At 45.3% G+C, this 22,031-nt stretch carries 17 protein-coding genes; 11 read left to right on the forward strand and 6 right to left on the reverse strand.

Features of this window, described 5'->3' with window-relative positions:
* The first annotated feature begins 90 nt into the window (after positions 1 to 90).
* The 4 genes from LZZ85_RS22760 to LZZ85_RS22775 all read left to right on the forward strand — a co-directional run bounded on the left by LZZ85_RS22760 (position 91) and on the right by LZZ85_RS22775 (position 7,456).
* Complete coding sequence (locus tag LZZ85_RS22760) at positions 91 to 2,139, forward strand: ComEA family DNA-binding protein (protein ID WP_237875672.1); 2,049 nt, start codon at positions 91 to 93, stop codon at positions 2,137 to 2,139.
* A gap of 300 nt (positions 2,140 to 2,439) precedes the next feature.
* Entirely contained in the window at positions 2,440 to 5,574 is a 3,135-nt protein-coding gene (locus LZZ85_RS22765; RefSeq protein ID WP_237875673.1) for a SusC/RagA family TonB-linked outer membrane protein, read from the forward strand.
* Positions 5,575 to 5,594: 20 nt separating this feature from the next.
* Positions 5,595 to 7,055, forward strand: coding sequence for a SusD/RagB family nutrient-binding outer membrane lipoprotein (locus LZZ85_RS22770; protein WP_237875674.1), 1,461 nt, complete (start codon positions 5,595 to 5,597; stop codon positions 7,053 to 7,055).
* 83 nt (positions 7,056 to 7,138) lie between these two features.
* Positions 7,139 to 7,456 (forward strand): DUF3467 domain-containing protein, encoded by a 318-nt coding sequence (locus LZZ85_RS22775; RefSeq protein ID WP_237875675.1) that lies wholly within the window; start codon positions 7,139 to 7,141, stop codon positions 7,454 to 7,456.
* Positions 7,457 to 7,550: 94 nt separating this feature from the next.
* Here LZZ85_RS22775 and radC read toward each other — a convergent pair whose 3' ends face one another.
* Complete coding sequence (gene radC, locus LZZ85_RS22780) at positions 7,551 to 8,243, reverse strand: RadC family protein (RefSeq protein WP_237875676.1); 693 nt, start codon at positions 8,241 to 8,243, stop codon at positions 7,551 to 7,553.
* A gap of 104 nt (positions 8,244 to 8,347) precedes the next feature.
* Here radC and LZZ85_RS22785 point away from each other — a divergent pair, with 104 nt between their 5' ends.
* The 6 genes from LZZ85_RS22785 (at position 8,348) to LZZ85_RS22810 (ending at position 14,917) form a co-directional block, all read left to right on the forward strand.
* Positions 8,348 to 8,560: a hypothetical protein gene (locus tag LZZ85_RS22785; protein ID WP_237875677.1), complete on the forward strand. Its 213-nt coding sequence runs from the start codon at positions 8,348 to 8,350 to the stop codon at positions 8,558 to 8,560.
* Positions 8,561 to 8,754: 194 nt separating this feature from the next.
* Entirely contained in the window at positions 8,755 to 9,708 is a 954-nt protein-coding gene (locus tag LZZ85_RS22790; RefSeq protein WP_237875678.1) for a ribose-phosphate diphosphokinase, read from the forward strand.
* 171 nt (positions 9,709 to 9,879) lie between these two features.
* Positions 9,880 to 10,476, forward strand: coding sequence for a 50S ribosomal protein L25 (locus tag LZZ85_RS22795; RefSeq protein WP_237875679.1), 597 nt, complete (start codon positions 9,880 to 9,882; stop codon positions 10,474 to 10,476).
* 217 nt (positions 10,477 to 10,693) lie between these two features.
* Entirely contained in the window at positions 10,694 to 11,269 is a 576-nt protein-coding gene (gene pth / locus LZZ85_RS22800; protein WP_237875680.1) for an aminoacyl-tRNA hydrolase, read from the forward strand.
* 146 nt (positions 11,270 to 11,415) lie between these two features.
* Positions 11,416 to 12,027: a fumarylacetoacetate hydrolase family protein gene (locus tag LZZ85_RS22805; protein WP_237875681.1), complete on the forward strand. Its 612-nt coding sequence runs from the start codon at positions 11,416 to 11,418 to the stop codon at positions 12,025 to 12,027.
* Positions 12,028 to 12,850: 823 nt separating this feature from the next.
* Positions 12,851 to 14,917 (forward strand): alpha-ketoacid dehydrogenase subunit alpha/beta, encoded by a 2,067-nt coding sequence (locus tag LZZ85_RS22810; protein ID WP_237875682.1) that lies wholly within the window; start codon positions 12,851 to 12,853, stop codon positions 14,915 to 14,917.
* A gap of 115 nt (positions 14,918 to 15,032) precedes the next feature.
* Here the strand turns inward: LZZ85_RS22810 and LZZ85_RS22815 are convergent, their stop codons facing one another.
* The 5 genes from LZZ85_RS22815 to LZZ85_RS22835 form a co-directional block, all read right to left on the reverse strand.
* Entirely contained in the window at positions 15,033 to 15,725 is a 693-nt protein-coding gene (locus LZZ85_RS22815) for a response regulator transcription factor (RefSeq protein ID WP_237875683.1), read from the reverse strand.
* Positions 15,726 to 15,767: 42 nt separating this feature from the next.
* A complete protein-coding gene (locus LZZ85_RS22820) occupies positions 15,768 to 17,048 on the reverse strand; it encodes a sensor histidine kinase (protein WP_237875684.1) in 1,281 nt (426 codons plus the stop codon).
* Positions 17,049 to 17,198: 150 nt separating this feature from the next.
* Positions 17,199 to 17,456, reverse strand: a complete 258-nt coding sequence (locus tag LZZ85_RS22825) for a hypothetical protein (RefSeq protein ID WP_237875685.1) — start codon at positions 17,454 to 17,456, stop codon at positions 17,199 to 17,201.
* A 277-nt stretch (positions 17,457 to 17,733) separates the two neighbouring features.
* Entirely contained in the window at positions 17,734 to 19,077 is a 1,344-nt protein-coding gene (locus tag LZZ85_RS22830) for a sensor histidine kinase (protein WP_237875686.1), read from the reverse strand.
* On the reverse strand, positions 19,067 to 20,425 hold the full coding sequence (locus LZZ85_RS22835) for a sigma-54-dependent transcriptional regulator (protein ID WP_237875687.1): 1,359 nt from the start codon (positions 20,423 to 20,425) through the stop codon (positions 19,067 to 19,069). The genes LZZ85_RS22830 and LZZ85_RS22835 overlap by 11 nt, the downstream gene beginning before the upstream one ends.
* A gap of 349 nt (positions 20,426 to 20,774) precedes the next feature.
* On the opposite strand from LZZ85_RS22835, the gene LZZ85_RS22840 reads away from it, so the two are divergent.
* Entirely contained in the window at positions 20,775 to 22,028 is a 1,254-nt protein-coding gene (locus tag LZZ85_RS22840; protein WP_237875688.1) for an efflux RND transporter periplasmic adaptor subunit, read from the forward strand.
* Positions 22,029 to 22,031: the final 3 nt, after the last annotated feature.

Raw genomic sequence — 22,031 nt, forward strand, 5'->3', positions numbered from 1 at the left:
ATGGCCGATGTCTGAGGATCAGTTAGATCGATATACCGGTTACCCGGGTTCATCCAGTTTACTTATCAAACACTTTAATCATTAAAAGACATGGGATCATTTTCCAGATACAGTTTCATTACTTTTTTTGCCGTTTTGTTTTATCTGGTAGTATCTGCTCAGGAGATACCGGTTCAATTGCAACAACAGCTGGAACAACTTGCCGATGCCAGTGGAGAGGAAACCGAAGACGATGCTTATTGGCAACAACTTGAACGGCTTCTTAATTCACCACTAAATATAAATCAAGCCGGAGAAGATGAACTGAGGGAACTGAATGTATTAAATGAGTGGCAGATCATCAACCTGTTGAAATACCGGCAGCTGCTGGGCGATCTGTTAAGCGTGTACGAATTGCAGGCGGTGCCAGGCTGGGATGCGCAACTTCTGCGGAGGTTGATACCATTTGTGACGGTAAGCAAGTCTATTCCCTCAAAGCATGACCTGTTGCAGCGCTTTAAAGGAGGAACAGCAACTTTGCTGTTAAGGTTGTCTCAGCTGCTTGAAGTGCAGCAAGGGTTCAAAAGAATTGATGGGGAAAAGAAATATGCTGGCAGCCGGCAACGGATATTTACGCGCTACCGGTATACGTACAAAAACCTGCTTCAGTATGGCTGGTCCGGAGATAAGGATGCCGGAGAAAACTTCTTTGCGGGTTCACAACGATATGGTTTTGATTTTAACTCACTTCACCTGTTTGCCCGTAAGATGGGAATCATTGAATCTCTGGCTTTCGGAGATTATACAGTGAATATGGGGCAGGGGTTGATCCACTGGCAAAGCCTTGCATTTAAAAAAAGCGGCGATGCTATTGCTGTAAAACGTCAATCGCCTGTCTTAAAACCATACACTTCCGCCGGGGAATATAATTTCTTACGTGGCATCGGGATCACGCTACGAAAAAGAAAGATGGAACTTACCCTGTTTGCCTCGTCACGGCGGTTAAGCGTAAGCAAAGATGCAGACAGCAGCGGTGTATTCGTTTCGTCCATATCGACAAGCGGATATCACAGAACCGCCAGTGAATTATCAGGCAGAAATTTGTTGGATCAGGTTACGGCAGGTGGTAGTATCCGTTACCGGACGACTTCTCTGCAGGTTGGGATCAATATGACGCATTATAAATTCTCACTGCCGCTCCGGAAAAGGGATGAACCATATAACCTTTTTTCGATCAAAGGGAAGCAATGGAGTAATGTCAGTATTGATTATGCATATACATACAGAAATATGCATTTGTTTGGCGAGATCGCAGCGGATCACCGGTTCAATGTTGCTACGCTGCAGGGAGGTATATTCAGCGTGGATCCTTCGATGGATGTTGCGTTCGTATACCGCAACATTGCAAAAGAATATCAATCGTTGAATGCAAATGCTTTTACGGAAAATGCGTCGCCGGTGAACGAGAAAGGGTTGTACCTGGGAATTACCTGGCGCCCTTCAGATGGTTGGAAGATAGATGTGTTTGCCGATCATTATGAGTTCCCGTGGTTAAAATACCTGACCGATGCGCCGTCATTTGGAAAGGACCTTTTATTCCGGTTAGCATATACCCCCACGAAGCTTACAGAATTACAGATCAGCATATCCCACTCACTACGCCTGGCGGAAGCTATACGTATGTCAGCAATAGATTATTTAATCAGTGTGCCAGGAACTCATGCCCGGTTCTACCTGCATCATATGTTAAGCAGGGACTTCAGCATCCGTTGCCGGATACAGGCAGTGCGACTTCAGAAAAATGGAAAGGAGAATGGTTTTGCGATGTCAATAGACGGTTTGTTTAAGCCCGCAGCAAGGCCGTATTCGTTTTCAGCCCGTCTTCAGTTCTTTGAAACAGACAGTTATGCCAGCCGTTTATATGGCTTTGAAAATGATGTATTGTACAGTCATTCTATTCCGGCGGTGTATGGCCGGGGGTGCCGTTATTACCTGGTGATCCAGGCGCGGCCATTGAGAGATCTGTCAGCCGGGATGAGATGGGCGCAGACGGTCTACTTTGCACAGACGGAGATTGGGTCGGGGCCGGACCTGATCGATGGGAGTCTCAAGACAGAGATCAAGCTGCAGTTCATCTATTCGTTCGGCGGACGGCGATAACGGGTGAGCCGGATGATCCCGGAAAAGCATGACATAACTATTATATAGTTTCCGTTTAGTTTTTGTTTGATGACAGATATATAATACGGGATATGTGTTGTAATAATCAGACAGGGTTGTTATAAAAAAATACCCTTACTTGTAAAAAATAATTACCCAGTTGGATTTTTGGTGTTAAAAAAACTTTAATTTGGCGCAGCGTTCTCAAAGGCTCTGATGTCTCCCTAATGTTACTGTATCTGAATAAGCAGATGAGCTTTCTGATAATCGCTTGATTATTTAACAACAAATCAACTTCACATGAGAAAAATTGCAAGCATGCTTGCCGTGCTATTGCTGCTATGCACATTAGCAATCGCGCAAACAAGGACTGTGAAAGGTGTCGTCCGAGATGAAAAAGGAGACCCGATCCCGTTCGCTACTGTCTCTGAACTCGGCTCCTCCAATGGTACTACAACCGACGAAAAAGGAGTTTTTTCCATCAAAATCAGCGCAGCCGGTCAATTGAGCATTACAGCTACCGGTTTCAATCCAACAACGGTAACTCCTGGTGCCGGAGATGTTACAGCTACATTGTCTATCCGTACCGGTGAGCTTCAGGAAGTTGTGGTTACAACTGCCCTGGGTCTTTCAAAAACAAAAAAATCAATTGGTTATTCAACGCAGACGGTTAGTGCGGAAGATCTGAACAAGATCCGTTCTACAGATATCGCGGCGGCTTTGGCTGGTAAAGTATCTGGTTTGCAGGTACTGGGTACTCCTTCTTCAAACTTTGGTGAAGGTAATATCCGTATCCGTGGTGCTTCCTCACTGACTGGTGGTAATCCAATCTATGTGGTTGATGGAACTGTTGTTAACCTTAGCGCAGTGAACCTTGATGATGTTGAGCAGCTGACTGTATTGAAAGGTCCTTCTGCTACAGCTATTTATGGTTTCCGTGGTGCGAATGGTGTGATCCTGATCACTACAAAAAAAGGCAAGAAAAGAGCTCCGTCAGTATCGATCAATTCACTGACTGAAGTTGGTAAAGTTTCATTGCTGCCTAAGTATCAGAATGAATATGGTGGTGGTTATTCTACTGATTGGGAAACATTTGAATTCAATCCAGCTGTGCACCCGGCAGACTGGGCTGCATTTGACGGACAAAAGATAGTTGACTACGGAGCTGATGAAAGCTGGGGTCCAAAAATGGATGGCACGCCTCACCGCAGTGCATACAGCTGGTATCCTGGTGCTGACTTTGGTAAACTGACTCCATTCTCCCCTGCGCCGAACAGTGTTCGCGACTTTTATGAGAATACGATCCGTTTGAACAATAATATCGTATTTGAAGGTGGTGGTCAGAATTCAACTTACCGTTTGAGCTATAACAGCCGTTATACAACCTTGCCTTTCCCTAACACACGTAAGAACGAGAATATCTTCTCTCTTAAAGGTGCGATCGATATCACACCAAAACTGACAGTTAGTTCAAACGTGAACTTCCTGAACATCGCACAGACTGGTGAAAGAACAGAAGGATATACGAACGATGGTCAGAATATCTCTCAGAACTTTAACCAGTGGTGGCAGCGTCAGATAGACACGCGTCAACTGCGTGACTACAAAAACCCTGCAGGTGGTTTCAAAACATGGAACATCCGCAGCCCGATAGATCCACGCCCTGCATACTGGGATAACATCTACTATCAGGTTTATGAAAGCTTCAAACGCGCATGGTCTAACAGGATCTATGGTGACGTGTCAATGTCTTACAAGATCCTCAATGACCTGAAAGCGTCTGTGATCTTCCGTGCAAACGTGCTGAACTACAGTGATGATGCACGTATCGCATCTGGTGGTCTGGAGCTTGACCGGTATGCACTGAACAATGGTCAGACAGGTGAGTATAACAGTGAATTCCTGATCGAGTATAAAAAACGTTTCGGCAAATTCGGATGGGAACAATTTGTGGGTGGTAACATGCGTAAAGACTTCCGTCGTGCGAATGGTTCCAACACAGTTGGTGGTCTGAGCGTTCCGGGTCTGTACAGCATCACTGCAAGTAAAGACCGTCCGAATGCAACCAATACATGGAACGATTACCGCATTAACTCTCTTTATGCGAGAGGTACTTTTGACTACGGTAATTTCATCTTCCTGGACTACTCTCTTCGTAATGACTGGTCTTCAGCGTTACCAAGTGAAAGCCGTTCATACCTTTATCCATCAGTGTCTTTGAGCTTTGTGTTTACAGATCTGATGAAGAGCAGCTCGATCACTAATGTGCTTAGCTATGGTAAGCTGAGAGCTTCTTATGGACGTGTTGGTTCGGATCTGGATCCTTATCAGTTGAATGTCGCATACGGACTGACTCCTCAGGGAAGCCTGACTACCATGTCTGTTCCTACCACTGTATTTGATCCTACTATCAAACCTTCTCTTTCCCGTGAGTATGAGTTCGGTACTGAATTGCAGTTCTTCAAGAACCGTTTGGGAATCGACTTCAGCTACTATAACAAAGAAGGTAAAGATCAGATCCTTCCGTTAACAGTAACGCCTTCTTCTGGTTCTTCAAGCGTGTTCATTAACGCTGGTCTGATCCGCAGTAAAGGTTGGGATCTGATCGTGAATGCAACGCCTGTTCGCAATTCAGATTTCAAATGGGATATCCAGTTCAACTTCTCCAGAAACAGATCTGAGGTTATCGATCTCGATACTTCACGTGGTCTGAGAAACTATAACCTGGGTACTGCAGCGTTCGGTCCATCAGTTAACTCACGCGTTGGTGAGCAGTGGGCTACTTATGTTGGTAGAAAACTCCGCATCGATGCTAAAACCGGTCTGCCTGTAGTTAATGCTGCTGGTCTGTATCAGACAGATGCAAACCAGGTGCTGGGTAGCGCACTTCCTGATTACACAGGTGGTATGCTGACTACTTTCTCTTACAAAGGCATTTCTCTGAGTGCAACTTTTGCTGCTCAGTTCGGTGGCAAACTGTTCTCTACTACAAAAATGTGGTTACTGTATTCTGGTCTGTCTGATCAGACTATCGGTAACAACGATAAAGGATTCCCGATCCGTGACGCAGTTGCTGACGGTGGCGGTATCCGTGTAGACGGTGTGCTGGCTGACGGAACAGCTGTTACTAAATATGTAGATCCTCAGGTTTATTATGGTAACCTGCAAACTGTTCAAAGCGAATTCCTGATCGATGCTGACTATTTCAAAATGACAGAAGCACGTGTGGGTTATTCACTTCCTGTAAGCAGATGGACCAAGTTGGTTAAATCAGCAAACCTTGCGTTATTTATTCGTAACCCATGGCTGATCCATGCTCCTGCAAAAAAATGGGGTATCGATCCTGCCGAACTTGAAAATGCTAACTCTTTCTACGAAGGTGGACAGCTGCCTCAGGTTAGAAGCTATGGTATAAATCTCTCAATCGGGTTCTAATAACAACAAACAGAAAGATTATGAAAAAGACTATAAAAACACTTAAAGTCGCAACGTGGGCACTGGCTCTGACGCTGGTGGGGACGGGGTGTACTAAAAAGTTTGACGACGCTAATACCAACCCTTACTTAACAGATACTCCGGTTACATCGAATCTTCTGACAGGTGCTTTGAGAAGTGTTCCATCGGTGACGAACTCAACCCTCGGAGCATTGTATGCTCAGCACATTTCAGATGTTCAGTATACGGACGGTGGAAGATTTATTGACATCAACGTGGCATATACTGATTTTTACAGAGGGCCATTGCTGTCTTTCCAGAAGATCATTGAATTCAATACCAACCCGGCAACTGCAGGAACGGTATTGGACGGTGGTTCAAATGCTAACCAGATCGCTGTTGCAAGGATCATGAGAGCATTCTTCTTCTTCCATATCACGAACCGCTGGGGTGACATTCCTTACACTGAAGCGCTTAAGCAAGGTGATAACCTGACTCCTAAATTCGACAAGCAGGCGGATATTTATGCTGACCTGTTCAAAGAATTGAAAGAAGCGGCTAACCAATTTGACGGTGGTAAAGCTGTTGTGGGTGATATCTTCCTGAGCGGTAATGCTGCCCGTTGGAAGTTGTTTGCAAATTCACTGCGCTTGGTAATGGCTCTCCGTTTGAGCAAAGCTGATCCTGCAAAAGGTAAAGCTGAATTCCTGGATGCGAAGAATGCAGGCGTGATCACTACAAACGCTGCTACTTTCAAATACAATCACCTGTCTGAGACTGCAAACCAGAGCGCATGGTACGATCGTTACCTCACACGTTTTGACTTTGCGATCAGCCTGCCTTTCCTTACTTACCTGAAAAGCGTAAATGACCCGCGTATTCCCGTGTTTGCTGACAAGCCAACAAATGGTAACGCTGATTACGTTGGTATGCCTTATGGTCTGGCAAATACAAGTGGTATCGCGAATAACTCAGTTTCATTTATCGGGATCAATCTCCGCAGACAAAATTCTCCTGAGTACACTCTGAGCGCTGCTCACGTATTGTTCACTCTTGCAGAAGGTGAGAAGCTGGGCTGGAATGCCGGTAACGCTGCGAATGATGCCGCTGCCGCACAGTATTACCTCGATGGTATTAAAGCTTCTATGGAGCAATACGGCGTATTTAATGCAACTACCTATGCCACTTACATTGCTCAACCTGAAGTAGCATATACTCCTGCTGATGCAGTAAGAAAGATCTCCTATCAGCGCTGGATCGCATTGTATCTTAACGGATATGAGGCCTGGAATGAATGGAGAAGAACAAATTACCCTACATTGAGTCCTGGTCCGGCTCCTTACACTACAGATGGCCAGATTCCTCGCCGTCAGGGTTATACAACGCTTGAAAGAGATCTGAATCTGAATAATTACAACGCAGTACTGGCTTCACAAGGTCCTGACGCTGTTAATACCAAGATCTGGATCGATAAACCTTAATCGGTTTCTTATATCTCAACTTTTAAAGGGCCTTCATCAGAAGGCCCTTTTTTAATGCCGTATATTTGTGGAAATTCTACGAAATGTCAGCACCCGATCAGCAACAACCCAACCAGCTTAATATAGAGATCTCCGAGGAAGTCGCAGAAGGCACCTATGCCAACCTGGCGATCATCACCCACTCACATGCGGAATTTGTACTGGACTTCGTGAACGTGATGCCAGGCACTCCCAAAAGCAAAGTAAAGTCACGGATCATCCTGACCCCACAGCACGCTAAACGTTTCATGAAAGCCATAGCTGAGAATATCAACAAGTACGAAGCAGCAAATGGCACGATCAAAGACCTGGAGGAAGTGCCGTTTCCGATGAATTTCGGTGGGCCTACGGCACAGGCGTAGAAGGTTTTAATGTTTAAAAGTTTAGGGCGACGCGACTGCCATAACTTTTAAACTATTAAACAGTTCAACTATTAAACATCCGCCTACTCGCTGGTCAGATAAGTTCGTGGTCTGCAAAGCTGTAATATCCTTCATCGCTTACGATCAGGTGGTCGATAAGGCGTATGTCAAGCAGTGCGGCACTTTCGCGGATCCTGCGGGTGAGATGCTGGTCGGCTCGACTGGGGCGAAGGCTGCCGGATGGGTGATTGTGACAGAGGATGATGCCGGTGGCGTCCTGCTCAAGTGCTTTCTTTATTATGATCCGCGGGTCCGCTACAGTGCCGGTAAGGCCGCCTTCGCTGATCACTTCAAAGTGGATCAAGCGGTTTGCCTGGTTCAGGAACAGAACAGCAAATACTTCGTGCCGGTAATCTTTCAGCAATGTTTGCAGATGCACGGCAATATCGGTGCTGGATTGAATGGCTGTCTTTGTTCTGAATACGCCGGTATGCCGCCTCCGGCCAAGCTCTAATGCGGCAAGAACACTAATGGCCCGGGCATGGCCGATCCCCTCAATTTTCATTAAATCCTTTACGGATAGGCGACCCAGTTCGTCGAGATCATTATTTCCTAAGTTCAGTATTTGCCTGGCAAGCTCTACTGCTGAACGTTTCCGGGTACCGCTTTGGAGTAAAATAGCGAGAAGCTCGGCTGTGCTCAGTGTTTTTGCGCCAAAACTGAGTAGTTTTTCGCGAGGTTGATCGTCTTTTGCCCATTGTTTTATTGAGTACTTATTCTCTTGCACTCTTTCAAATTAACATATATTTTTATTGTCTCAATACTACTTAGAGGTAGTTTGAAAAACCAATATTATCGAATCCAATTTTTTGAAAAACTAAAATCCGGCGTATGAAAACCAGGTCAAGTTCGTTGGGTGCTCTGCATCCGATTCTTTTTTTTGCAGCGATGTATGTTGTGGTTTTGTTTCTTTCCATCTTCATTTGTTCTTCGCTGTTTTACAGTTTTAATTCCGATACGGTTAGTGCTGGCAAGCGCATAGAGCTTCCTGCGGAGAAGCCGTCATTTGCGGTGAAGGGAACTACAGCCGCAATTGTGCATTAGATTATTTTACAATTAGTTGCGATATTTTTGCTTTAAGCAATTAAAAGTAGAGAGGCGGCTTTTTCTCAAACCGCCTTTTTACTTTTTAATTTTTACTTTTTACATCCTCCCGTCTTGCGATCTTCCCGCGAGAGTAATATCTTCGCCGCTCCAAAGGGGCCAACGCTTAATCTACCTTTGGCTTTAAACACGTCATGCAATCTGCAAAAATTTTCGCCGGAACCAGTTCAACCCAACTGGCCGATGAGATCTGCCTTAAGTACGGCTCTAAGCCTGGCAAGATCGCCATTCAGAAATTCAGCGACGGTGAGATCTGCCCGATGTTCCTGGAGAGCATCAGGGGTGACTTTGTTTTCCTGGTGCAGAGCACGTATGCTCCGGCAGGGGACAATCTGATGGAATTGTTGCTGATGGCCGATGCGGCTCGCCGCGCTTCCGCTTACAAAGTGATCGCAGTTATTCCTTACTATGGCTATTCCCGCCAGGATCGTAAGGACAAACCTCGTGTCGCTATAGGAAGTAAGCTGGTAGCCAATATGTTAACTGCTGCGGGGGTCGACCGTGTGATCACGATGGACCTGCATGCTCCACAGATCCAGGGGTATTTTGACATCCCGGTGGATCACCTGGACAGTCACGCAGTTTTTATCCCTTATATTGAAAATCTTAAGCTCGAAAACCTTACCTTTGCGGCCCCTGATGTAGGAGCTACGAACCGTATCCGCGAAATAGCCAACTATTTCAATGCGGAAATGGTGATCTGCGATAAACACCGGAAGCGTGCGAATGAAATCGCAAGCATGGTGGTGATCGGGGATGTGACAGGGAAGGATATCGTGATCATTGATGATATCTGTGATACAGGTGGTACGCTGGCGAAAAGTGCTTCCCTGTTAAAAGAGAAAGGAGCAAGAAGTGTAAGGGCATTGATCACACACCCGGTATTGAGTGGAAAAGCTTACGAGAATATTGAGAACAGTGTACTGGAAGAACTCGTGGTTTGTGACACCATACCGCTGAAAAAAGAAAGCCCAAAGATCAAAGTGATCTCTGTTTCTGATCTGTTCGGTGTTGCGATCCGCAACGCGTTCGAGAATAAGAGTATCACGAGTCTCTTTGTACATTCACAGAGAAGGCCTAGCCTTTAGGAAGTAAAAATTCAAAAATAAAAAGTAAAAATATCAGACACTATAGTTTGAATTTTTACTTTGAAACGGGAAGTGATCTTTTCAGTATTATTCAGAAGGCCCTTTAACAGAGGATTTTTTAATTTTTACTTTTTACTTTGCAACGCAAGTCATTTATTAAACAACATACAAATGAAAACAATTACAATCGAAGGACAACTGAGGACCGGATTCGGGAAGGCAGCCTCCCGGGCGATCCGCTCTCAGGAGATGGTGCCAGGTGTAATTTACGGCGGGCAAACAGAAGTTAACTTCTATGCACCGGCTGCAGCATTCAAACCGCTGGTTTATACTCCTGAGTTCCAGATCGCAGAAGTTAAAGTTGATGGCAAGACCTACAGGACTATCCTGAAAGATCTTCAGTTCAACAAAACAACTGACCTCTTAACGCACGTCGACCTGCTTGAGCTCGTAGAAGACAAACAGGTTGTCGCTGACATTCCGCTGAAATATGTGGGCACATCTAAAGGTGTGAAAGAGGGTGGTAAATTCGTAAGCAAGATCAATTCTCTGAAGGTAAAAACTTATCCTAAGTTCCTGAAAGCGCAAATTGAAGTGCCTATCGATAACCTCGAACTCAATGGCAACATCCGTGTAGAAGACGTGAAAGAAGAAAATTATGAGTTCCTGAACTCACCACGTATTCCGATCGCTTCTGTAGTGATGACAAGACAGCTGAAACAAGAAGAAGCTGCTGCTCCTGCAAAAGGTGCTGCTGCTAAAAAATAATCTTCAGCAAAAAGAGACATATACCCACCGGAAGCTTAGCGAAGGTGGGTTTTTGTTTTATCCGACTGATCAGGACCCGAAGCTCTTCACTCCGTAAGGCGGTAAGTACTGCAACGGATGAACGGCACCAGGCTGTTCCTGCAGGACGGCCGGATCAGGTAGCTGGCATATGATCAGTCTACGGAACAACTTATCCGTTTTCTCACATTCATGTAACATGAAATTTCTCATTGTAGGCCTCGGCAATGTTGGCAATGAATATGCTCATACCAGACATAACATCGGTTTTGATGTGGTGAATGCTTTCGTGTTGAAACATGGAGGAAGTTTCCGGACAGACAGGCTTGCCTATGTAGCTGAAGCAAAATGGAAGGGGAAGATGTTCATCTGCATCTGCCCGACCACCTACATGAATCTCAGCGGAAAGGCGGTGAAGTACTGGATGGATAAGGAAAAGATCCCGGTTGCCAATACGCTCACCATTGTGGATGATCTGGCGCTTCCGCTCGAAAAGATCCGGGTCAGGCCCGGAGGAAGTGATGCCGGACACAATGGTCTGAAGAGCATTGCAGAACTGCTGGGAACTGCTGAATATCCCAAGCTCCGGTTTGGCATAGGCAATAACTACCCCAAAGGGCTCCAGGCAGAGTTTGTACTCAGTAAGTGGAAGAAAGAAGAAGAACCCCTTGTAAAACTAAAAATCGACGCCTCCGTTGAAGCTATCGAAGTCTTTGCCGCACAGGGACTGACGGCAGCCATGAACCAGCTAAATAATAAGATATTTTCATTATGATTAATCATCATGATTACTTATTTTAGCAAGTCGAACCCCCTAAGTTCTCGAAAATCCAATTCACTTACGATTACCTGAAAATATATGGGATGAACAAATCCTGATGCTCCAGTATCCGATGTATTTAACAAACACCCATCCTGATTATGAAGATTTTTTGTGTAGGCCGAAACTATGCAGCACATGCAAAAGAGCTGGGAAATGACATTCCTGACGAGCCTGTAATATTTATGAAGCCCAAAAGTGCACTGTTGCAGCCGCACACTCCGTTCTATTACCCGGAATTCACCAACGAACTTCATTATGAATGTGAGCTGGTGATCCGCATAAGCAAGAACGGAAAATATATACAAGAGAAATTTGCCTCCAAGTATTATGATGCGATCACTGCCGGGATCGACTTCACTGCACGTGATATACAAAATGAATTGAAGTCAAAAGGACTTCCGTGGGAAAAAGCAAAAGCATGGGACAACTCAGCGGTGATCGGCAAATGGGTCCCCCTTGCGGATGTGAAAAATAAAAAAGATATCAACTTCGGCTTATATAAAAACAAGGAGCTCGTTCAGCAGGGGCATTCATCAAGCATGATGCACAACTTTGACAGCCTTGTTTCTTACATCTCCAATTTCTTCTCTGTAAATATTGGTGACGTGATCTTCACCGGAACTCCGGAAGGGGTGGGCGAAGCTGTTGTTGGTGATGAACTGGAAGGGATCCTGGAAGATGTGAGTATGTTTAAGTTGGAAGTGAAGTAAGAGGTTGGGGGGAAGAGAGGTTTAGAAGGTTTGGGAGGTTTCATAGGTTCCATAAGTTACATAGGTGCCATAGGATAAAAAATACCTGATAATAGTAAAAAGGTTTGAACGTGCAACTACTGAGCGCTCAAGCCTTTTTTATTTCCTGGATTTCAAGAACCTCTAATAGCCTCTAAATAACCTATGGAAACTATGAAACCTGGATCATGTTGAAAAGCTGGGAATGGTCTATAAAATGGCTTAGGTTGAAAGGCTCCGGACGAGCATCGCTCGCATAAATTTCTGGCGGCCCTTCCACCGTAGCGAAGCGGAGGAGGGAACCCTGGCCAGTCGCTCAAAAGATTTATCGCCCTCAGCGTGTCAGCTTGTCACCATTTTTCACTGCCTAAGATCCCGTCAAACTTTGGACGGCCAAAGGACGACCAAGAGACGGACTAACGACGACTAACAAGCATTTCAAAAACACGCGAAGTTTGACCCTGAATGATTATCATCAGTCAACACATCAGCTGGCTTCGCGTGCCAGAATGTCGTATCTAAGGAGCATATATCGCTTCAAGGCGTACTCACGTTTTTTGTGCCCGATCCGACAGCTATCGCTTAAAAATTTGTAAGTGGACAAGTGATAATAACCCGTTTGCAGAATACCGGCAAGCCTGATTACGAAGGACCGAAGCAAAAGCAAAAACTTTAAACTTTTAAACCATTAAAACTTAAACAACCATCCCACAACTTTTACGCTTGATCCTGAAACCTTCCCAACCTCTTTCTCTCCCCAACCTTTCCCCCACAATGCCTAATTTTGCCACCTTATCGATTGCAAATGACAGACACTTCAATATTACTTAAAGCGTATCGCCTGATGCATCAGGCGAAGCTGATGGCAGAAACGTATGAGGCGAACAGACCGGTGTGTAAGTATGTACATTCCACTTCGCGCGGACATGAAGCCATACAACTGGCCGCTGCGTTCCAATTACAACCACAAGATTTTTTCAGTCCATATTACCGCGATGAGAGCATGCTGCTGGGGGCGGGATTTTCTCCTTATGAATTAATGTTGCAGCTGCTGGCAAAAGGCGATGATATATTCACAGGAGGGCGCGAGTATTATGCACATGCAAACTATCGCGGCAATGATAAACCAACGATCATTCACCAGAGCAGTGCAACGGGCATGCAGGCAATTCCTACAACGGGGATTGCACAGGGGATCCGTTACTGGGAGAAAGTTGACATTGAAAAGTTGAAGAGAGGACCCGGTAATGAATTGCCGGTCGTACTATGCTCATTTGGCGATGCCAGCATAACGGAAGGAGAGGTCAGTGAAGCGATGCAGTTTGCGGTATTGCATCAGTTGCCGATCATCTATCTCGTTCAGGATAATAACTGGGGCATCAGCGTTACTGCCAGCGAGGCACGGGCTATGAATGCGTATGAATTTGCTTCAGGGTTTAAAGGCATGAACCGGGTACAGGTTGACGGCAGTGACTTTAATGCATCTTTTAATACGATGAAAGAGGTGGTGGACACTGTACGTAAAGAGCGCAAACCTTTTATCGTGCATGCGACCGTGCCATTGCTTGGACATCATACAAGCGGTGTCAGGAAGGAATTCTACCGCACGGAGGAAGACCTGGCGGCGCACGCTAAAACTGACCCGCGTGTTTTACTAAGAGAGGAGTTGCTTAAAGCGGGTATTATCGAAGAGCAATTGTTGCAGATCGAGGATAGTGCTGCTCAACTTGTCTCGACCGGGTTTGCAAAAGCAATGGCAGCGCCAGACCCTTCACCGGCAACCGTAGAAGATCATGTATTTGTTCCAACCCCTGTAACAGAGGAGAAAGGAGAACGTGAACCTTCCGGCGCCCAGAAAGTGTTGATGGTGGATGCTGCATTGTTTGCTATCCGGGAGTTGATGGAAGATCATCCTGAAGCGTTACTATACGGCCAGGATGTAGGCCGGAGGCTTGGCGGGGTATTTCGCGAAGCAGCCACACTTGCAGAGAAATTTGGGGATCACCGGGTGTTCAATACCGCTATCCAGGAAGCTTATATTGTTGGATCAACGGTTGGATTAAACGCAGTGGGGCTGAAACCAATGGTTGAAGTTCAGTTTGCTGATTATATCTACCCGGGACTGAATCAGCTGGTGACAGAGATCTCAAAAAGCTGTTACCTCACCTGTGGCAAGTTTCCCGTGTCGACGATATTACGTGTACCGACCGGTGCTTATGGTGGCGGCGGACCATATCATAGTGGTTCGGTAGAAACAACATTGCTATCAGTTAAAGGTATTAAAGTAGTTTATCCGTCCAATGCAGCAGATATGAAAGGCCTGATGAAGGCGGCATACTATGATGGCAATCCGGTAGTGATGTTAGAACATAAGGGCCTTTATTGGAGCAAAGTGCCGGGGACGGAAGACGCGAAAACAATGGAGCCTTCACGTGATTATATAGTTCCACTGGGAAAAGGCCGGATCGTTGAACATGCCCAGGAGAGAGCTGTTGATAATGGTGAAAGTTGCGTGGTGATCACCTACGGGATGGGTATATACTGGGCGAAAGCGGCAGCTAAACAGATGAATGGACGGGTAGAGATCATTGATCTGAGAACTTTATTTCCACTGGATGAGGAGCTGATTTTTGAACGGGTGAAAGCACATGGTAAATGTCTCGTCCTGACGGAAGAGCAACAACGTAATTCTTTTGCTGAGGCATTGGCTGGAAGAATATCAAAAGCCTGTTTTAAATACCTGGATGCTCCGGTGGAAGTGCTTGGAGCGTTAAATGTTCCGGCAGTTGCGATGAATATGGGATTGGAACAGGCGATGCTGCCAAATACGGAGAAGTTGAAGACGGCATTGGAAGGATTGCTTAGGTTCTGATTCGCGTGGGAGTATCGCAGAGGGCGCTAAGGAAGCGCAATGAGCGCAGAGATCTTGCGCGCTTTGCGTGTACTTACTTAGCGCCCTCTGCGATACTCCCACGCCAGTCAATCCCTCAGGCATTCACAGTAAATCTGTAACCCACACCATGAATCGTTTCGATGGTGACACCAGTTTCCACTGCCAGCAATTTTCTTAGCCTCGTCATAAACACGTCCATGCTCCTGCCAAGGAAGAAATCATTCTTTCCCCAAACATTAGACAGGATCTCTTCACGCTTCAATACTTTATTGGGATGCCTGCAAAGGAAATGTAACAGCTCCGCTTCACGTTGTGTTAAAGTGATGGTGTTAGTATCTCCAACCAGTTTGTATTCGTCAGGATAAAAAGATAATTCGCCCACTTTAAGGGCCGACTTATTATCATCCACGATCATCTTATTTCTTCTCAGGAAAACATTCATCCGGGACAGGAGTTCTTTCATGCTGAAGGGCTTCAGGATATAGTCATCGCCACCGGCAGCGAATCCTTTCAGTTTATCTTCTTCCAGCGATTTGGCTGTCAGAAAAAGAATTGGGACGCGATCACTTTTCTGCCTGATCTTTTTAGCCAGGCTAAAGCCGTCGCGATATGGCATATTCACATCAAGTATGCAGATGTCCGGATTTATTTTCTGAAAATGTTCCCAGGCTGTTTCTCCGTCAGGGCAGTTGATTACCTGGAAACCTGCTTCTTCCAGGTTGTCTTTTATAATGAATCCTAATTGAAGATCATCTTCCGCCAGCAGGACTTTTGTTTTTTGCTGCATGATCAGGTTGATTTTTTGATTGATTAGTTACTCTTAGCTCTTTTAGTTTTCATTGTTTGGATGCGGCAGGTCTATCGTGAATGCCGACCCATGGCCGGGATCGCTTTCTACTCTGATGGATCCATCGTGTGCATCAATGATCTTTTTCACAAAACTCAGGCCCAATCCAAACCCTTTGGCATGATATGTTTCGCCCTGACTTACCCTGTAAAAGCGGTTGAATATCTTCCTGAGCTGTTTCTTTTCGATCCCTATCCCATTATCGGTAATGGTGAAGAACGTTTGTTCTCCGCGATTGCCTGTCCGGATGCGGATCTTCGGATCTCTCGAATATTTGATCGCGTTATCGATGAGGTTGGTGATCACAATGACGAGGTAATCCTTATCGGCTAACAGGTAAGGATCAGCCGCGTCCAGTGATAATTCGAAGTTGGCTTTCTTTTCAGCGATCAGCGGTCCGAGATTATTGATCGCCTCCTGTATCAGGTCATGGAGATTCACCTTTTCTTTGGAGAGGTGAAGCTGGTTTGAATCTGTATAAGCAAACTTCAGCAGGCGTTCGATCTGGTTGCGCAGATAGTTCGACTGATATTCTACAATGCCGGCATAGGTTAACAACTTTTCCGGTTTCTCCAGGATCGCCGGGTTCTTTAAAACATCGGCGGCCAGGCTGATAACGGCAACCGGTGTTTTAAATTCATGGGTGAAATTGTGAATGAAATCTTTTTGTGTTTCGTTCAGGAATTTCTGTTTGTAAAAATAATACAGGCTGCCGCCAAAAAGGATCAGTACAAGGAACAGCAGCACACTGCTGATGATCCAGAAATTCATTCTTGTCAGGATATAGTGCTGTCGTTTGGGAAAGAATAATGTCAGATGATCATAACTGCGCGGCGTTGCAGGGATCTTTACAGTGGTATCTTTTTTATCAGCTGTCAGTATCGCGGAATGCACATAACCTTTTGCGGAAACATCATAGATCGCCGCGTGACAGTCAGTGAATATACCGAAGTCGTCCAGCTCGTAATGCAGATAGATGATGAGTGAATCATAGTCTACCGGTTTGTTGATCTTTGCGACATAAAGATTTGGAGAGGGATTTTCAACCAGCTCATTCAGATGTGAGTAGTTATAGAGACTCATGTCAAGATCCTCATAAAGTCCCCTGATCGCTTTTACTATGTTATGATTGAATTCTCTTTGTTCAAATGTATACACCTTTTTCAGCCATACCAGTTGGAACACCAGTATTGTGGCGATGATCAGCGAACTGATGAACAACACCAGGCGAATGGTGGACGATCTTAACCTCACAGAAAACATAAGCTAAAGTATGAATGGGCGGCACCAAATTGCTAACGCTCATTGTTAACATTGGTTAAGGGAAAGTTAACTGATTTCCGGCAAGGGACATAAAAAAAGACAGCCCGCCCCGAGGCGAACTGTCCATCCTGAACCAACACACCGTTTTTACTATCCTTCTGTTTTCGTAGAGGGTTTTGCTTTTTTATGATGATGTTTTCTTTTTATAGCGGTCGCCTTGCTATCCGCCGTATTCTTGTCCGTGCTGGTAATGCTGGCGGTAGATTTATCTACAGCAGGGGCTTTCTTTGCCACCGCTTCTTTCTTAGCCATTGCCTCATGGGAAGCTTTTTTAGGGGTTGTAGTTTGTGCGCCAGCTGTGCCTGCGATCAGTAACATTGCTGCTACAGGGACGATGTACTTTTTCATAAACTGTATCTTTTAGGATTAAAATTGATACAGCTAAGTTGGGGTAAGATTTTCAATGTGACGAATAATCGCGCTCACTTAACGGTGGATTAACCGTGGTTAAGGGAGTGTGAAGATGGGGGCGGGAATTTCTTGAGGTAGAGTGGCGTAGGAGTATCGCAAAGAACGCAAGGGATCGCTAAGAGCGCAATGAAATGCATTGTTTGGAAGGATAAGCATTGTATTCTTTGCGATACTCTTACGTTAGTCGGTTAGTGGATGGATAGATTTAGTATCACTAAAACTGAAGGATAAAAACAGTTCCATCGCCTTCGGCGGATTGCACCTGAATATTTCCTTTGTGAAGCATCATGATCTGTTTACACAAGCTAAGCCCGATCCCGCTGCCACTTTTTTTGGTGCTGAAGAAAGGGATAAAGATCTTATCGAGTAATTCAGGGGGCATGCCCGATCCGTTGTCTGCCACTTTGATCAGCACACGACGGTTCACATTCTGATAAGCGGAGAGAACGATCCGCGGTTCCTCTTTTTCCTTTACTGCTTCAACGGCATTGACAACCAGGTTGATCATCACCTGCTCCAGTAAATGGATGTCGGCTTCCAGTGTGATATCAGGATCTTTCAAAATGGTTTCTACTTCGATATTTTTTTGTTCGAGCATGGGTTGCATCAGCTGCAAAAGATTCTCGAATATATCCCTGACGTAGATCTTTTTTAACGAAGGGTTGGTGATCTTATTCAGGTTGCGGTAGGTTTCCGCAAATTTTAATAAGCCTTCGCTTCGTCTGCGGATGGTTTCAATGCCGATCTCCAGATCATCGACGGAACCTGTTTCATTATTCAACAAGGGGACTGATTCCTGCAAACGGCTTTTCAATGTTTCCGCGAGTGAAGAGATAGGAGCCACCGAGTTCATGATCTCATGCGTCAGAACGCTTAACAGTTTTTGCCATGCTTTGGATTCTGTTTCATCGAGGGCTTCGTTCACATTCTGAAATGCGATCAGCTTAAATGTATTTCCCCCTGTCTGAAAAGCGGTAGCAGACAAGAGCACTTTGAACGTAGCTCTTTCCAGGTGAGCAGATGCTATCTTATTCTCCCCTGGTTTGAGATCGATGATCTCCCTGGTCAGGTTTTCGTCGCGCCGGGCTAATGAATGTACTGTTTTGAGATACGGTAATTGCAGCATTCTTTTCAGGGAATCATTCATCCAGATCACTTCACCATCTTCCTCATTATAAGAAAGAATGCCGGTGTCCACCAGTTCAAGTATTCGTTGCAGGTATTGATATTGCGTTTCCTTTTCCTTGCTGATGACTTTGAACGTAGAGTTGATCTCATTAAATCCCTGTCGCAGGGGTTGGATGTCCGAGGAAGCTGTTTTGACATCGAAGTGCCGGGAGAAGTCGCGGTAGTGAACCGATTCCACAAACTGGTCAAGTTCGCGGTACGCTTTCCGCTGAAAGCGATAGAATTCCATGGCCTGGTAAATGATCACAGGCAAAACGATCACGAGATATACATAATATCCATTCACGATCAGGAATGCAGCTGCACTCAGGGTGATCAGCAGCAAAAGAATGCCGCCTGCGATTTTCCATTCGTAGTTCCTAAATGTCATACTTGCTGAGTCTTCTGTATAAGGCGGTACGTGTTAATCCAAGTTCTTTTGCCGCTTTTGTAATGTTGCCGTTATGTTTTTCGATCACTTTGAGGATAGTATTCTTTTCCACTGAACTTAATTTCATTTCGGCCGGTTCCGATTCCGCTGGAGATGAAGTTTCGATAGGAGAGAAGATCAGATCCTGGGCCTGCAGTAAGTTCTCATCCGCCATGATCACTGCCCGCTCGATGATGTACTGGAGTTCGCGCACATTCCCCGGGTAATGGTGGTTCATCAGTTTTTCCAGTGCCTTTGAGTCAAAGTCGGGGGTGGGTTTCATGTATTTGCTGCTGTACACCTTTGCAAAATGTTTTGCGAGGAGTATGATATCATTCCCGCGCTTACGCAGTGGCGGTACGGTGATCTCGACAGTATTGATACGATAGATCAGATCTTTGCGGAACCGGTTCTCGTTCGCAAGTTCTGCGAGCGGTACATTGGTTGCACAGACCAGTCTTATGTCAATAGAAACAGGTTCATTACTGCCGAGGCGCATCACCTGCCGGTTTTGTAGTACACTCAGCAATTTGGCTTGCAGATGCAAGGGGATATTGCCTATCTCATCGAGAAACAATGTTCCTTTATCGGCAGCTTCAAATCTTCCCGCGCGATCTTCGCGTGCATCGGTGAAGGCTCCTTTCTTGACACCAAACAATTCGCTTTCAAACAGTGTTTCTGTCAGTGCGCCCACATCAACTTTTACGTGCGGCTGAGCTGCCCGTAAGGATTGCTGATGAATTGCTTTGGCTATAAGATCTTTTCCCGTTCCGTTTTCTCCAAGGATCAGGATATTGGCATCTGTAGGTGCGATCTTTTCCAGTTTGGTAAAGATCTGTTGCATTGCTTCAGATTCGCCGAGTAGATCTTTACCAATGATGGAATCCGTATTGGCGGAGGAAGGAGCTCCGTTCTTGGATCCTTTTCTTTTAAGGATCTCTTTGATCGTGGAGATCAGCTTCTCGTTATGCCATGGCTTCACTACAAAATCTGTTGCGCCTTCTTTGAGTGAACGGACTGCAAGATCGATATCGCCATAGGCGGTGATCATGATAACGGCTGTATCGGGACGGACTTTGCGTACTTCCTTCAGCCAGAACAATCCTTCATTACCGGTATTGATCGAGCTGTTGAAATTCATATCCAGCAGGATCACATCAAAATTATCTTTTGACAAATGCCAGCGAAGATTCTCCGGGTTCTTTTCTGTGACGACTTCTTTTACTTCTGTTTTCAATAGTAGCCTCACAGCGGTGAGTACATCTGTGTCATCATCAACGATCAGAATGGAGGCGTTCTTTAGATTCATGAGCTGGAATTGATTTGTTTTGAAGTTGCCTGAAGTAAAAGTCAAAAGTAGAAAGTAAAAATTCAAAAGTAAAAATTAAAACTATTGATGGCGGGTGTAACATTCGCGGGTTTCGGGCGTAATATTTTTACTTTTTACTTTTGAATTTTTACGTTAAAGGTGCTGTATCAAAAGCGTACAGTTGTTGTATCGAAAGAGAACGATTTTACGACGTTTTTCGGTGTAATTATCTGTTAATCAATAGGGTTTGGAACTGGCATACTTATGACTTTAATCGGATGTCGCCGGGAAAGCCACCGTTTTTCCGGAAGAGTAAAACGGATATTCATCAATTAAAGTAATACAACAAGTGGATCGCGTTATTGAAAAAAAGAAATGGGGTAAGAAAAGAATCCTGACGCTGGCAGGTGTGCTGGGTATAGCAACGCTGGCAGTGGCGAGTTATCTGGCTACCACAGGCAAGTCGCAACTGAATGTAGATGTTGAACGGATCACGATCAGTGAGATCAAAAAAGGGCCTTTCCTTGAGTTCATCCCTGTCAATGGTGTGGTATTGCCTATCACCACGATCTATCTGGATGCGCTGGAAGGAGGTCGTGTGGAAGAAAAGTATGTTGAAGACGGAACGGTCATGAAAAAAGGTGAGCCGATCCTGCGTCTTTCCAATACAGATCTGGAACTTAGCCTTGTGAACCAGGAGACTTCCGTTTATAACCTGCTTACCCAGATGCAGATCTCCCAGAACAATGCGCGCCAGAATACTATCGGCAAGCTTAATCAGATGACCGACGCTGACAATGACCTCAAAGAAGCAGAGAGGGTATATAACCTGAACAAGCATCTGTATTCAGAAAAAGCGATCGGCCTGCAGGAGTTCAAACAGTCTGAAAACAGCTATAACTACCTGCGCGAAAAGCAACGCCTTTCCCGCCAGATCCTGAATGAAGATTCTCTTTCTGTAAAGCAGGAGTTTGACCAGGCCCGCCAGTCTTATGGCCGTACACAGAATGCATTGAATGTAATGCGTAAGAAAGTGGGGGATCTGATCGTTCGCTCACCGGTAGACGGACAGCTTACTTCACTGGACGCAGAGATCGGACAGTCAAAGAATAAAGGAGAGCGTCTTGGGCAGATAGATGTGCTCAGCGGTTTTAAAGTAAGAGCAGACATCGATGAGCATTACATTTCCAGGATCTATACAGGACTGGTTGGTACGTTCACATTTGCCAACAAACAATATAAACTCAAGATCAAAAAGATATATACGCAGGTGACCAATGGGCGTTTCCAGGTGGATATGGAATTTGAGGGTGAAGTGCCAACAAATGTCCGTCGCGGCCAGACGCTTCAGATCGGTCTTGCTCTGAGTGAAGAAACCACGGCGATCCTTTTGCCTAAAGGTGGATTCTATCAGCAAACGGGCGGTAACTGGATCTTCAAACTCAGTGAGGATGGAAAAACTGCTTATAAAGTGGATATTCAACTGGGGATGCAAAGCCCGGATTTCTACCAGGTAACGAATGGTTTGAAAGAGGGCGACAAGGTAATTACATCCAGCTATGAGAATTATGGAAAGATGCAGGAGCTTATTTTAAAGAAATAAATA

It is taken from the genome of Terrimonas ginsenosidimutans (assembly GCF_022012415.1).
Classification (GTDB): Bacteria; Bacteroidota; Bacteroidia; order Chitinophagales; family Chitinophagaceae; genus Terrimonas_A; species Terrimonas_A ginsenosidimutans.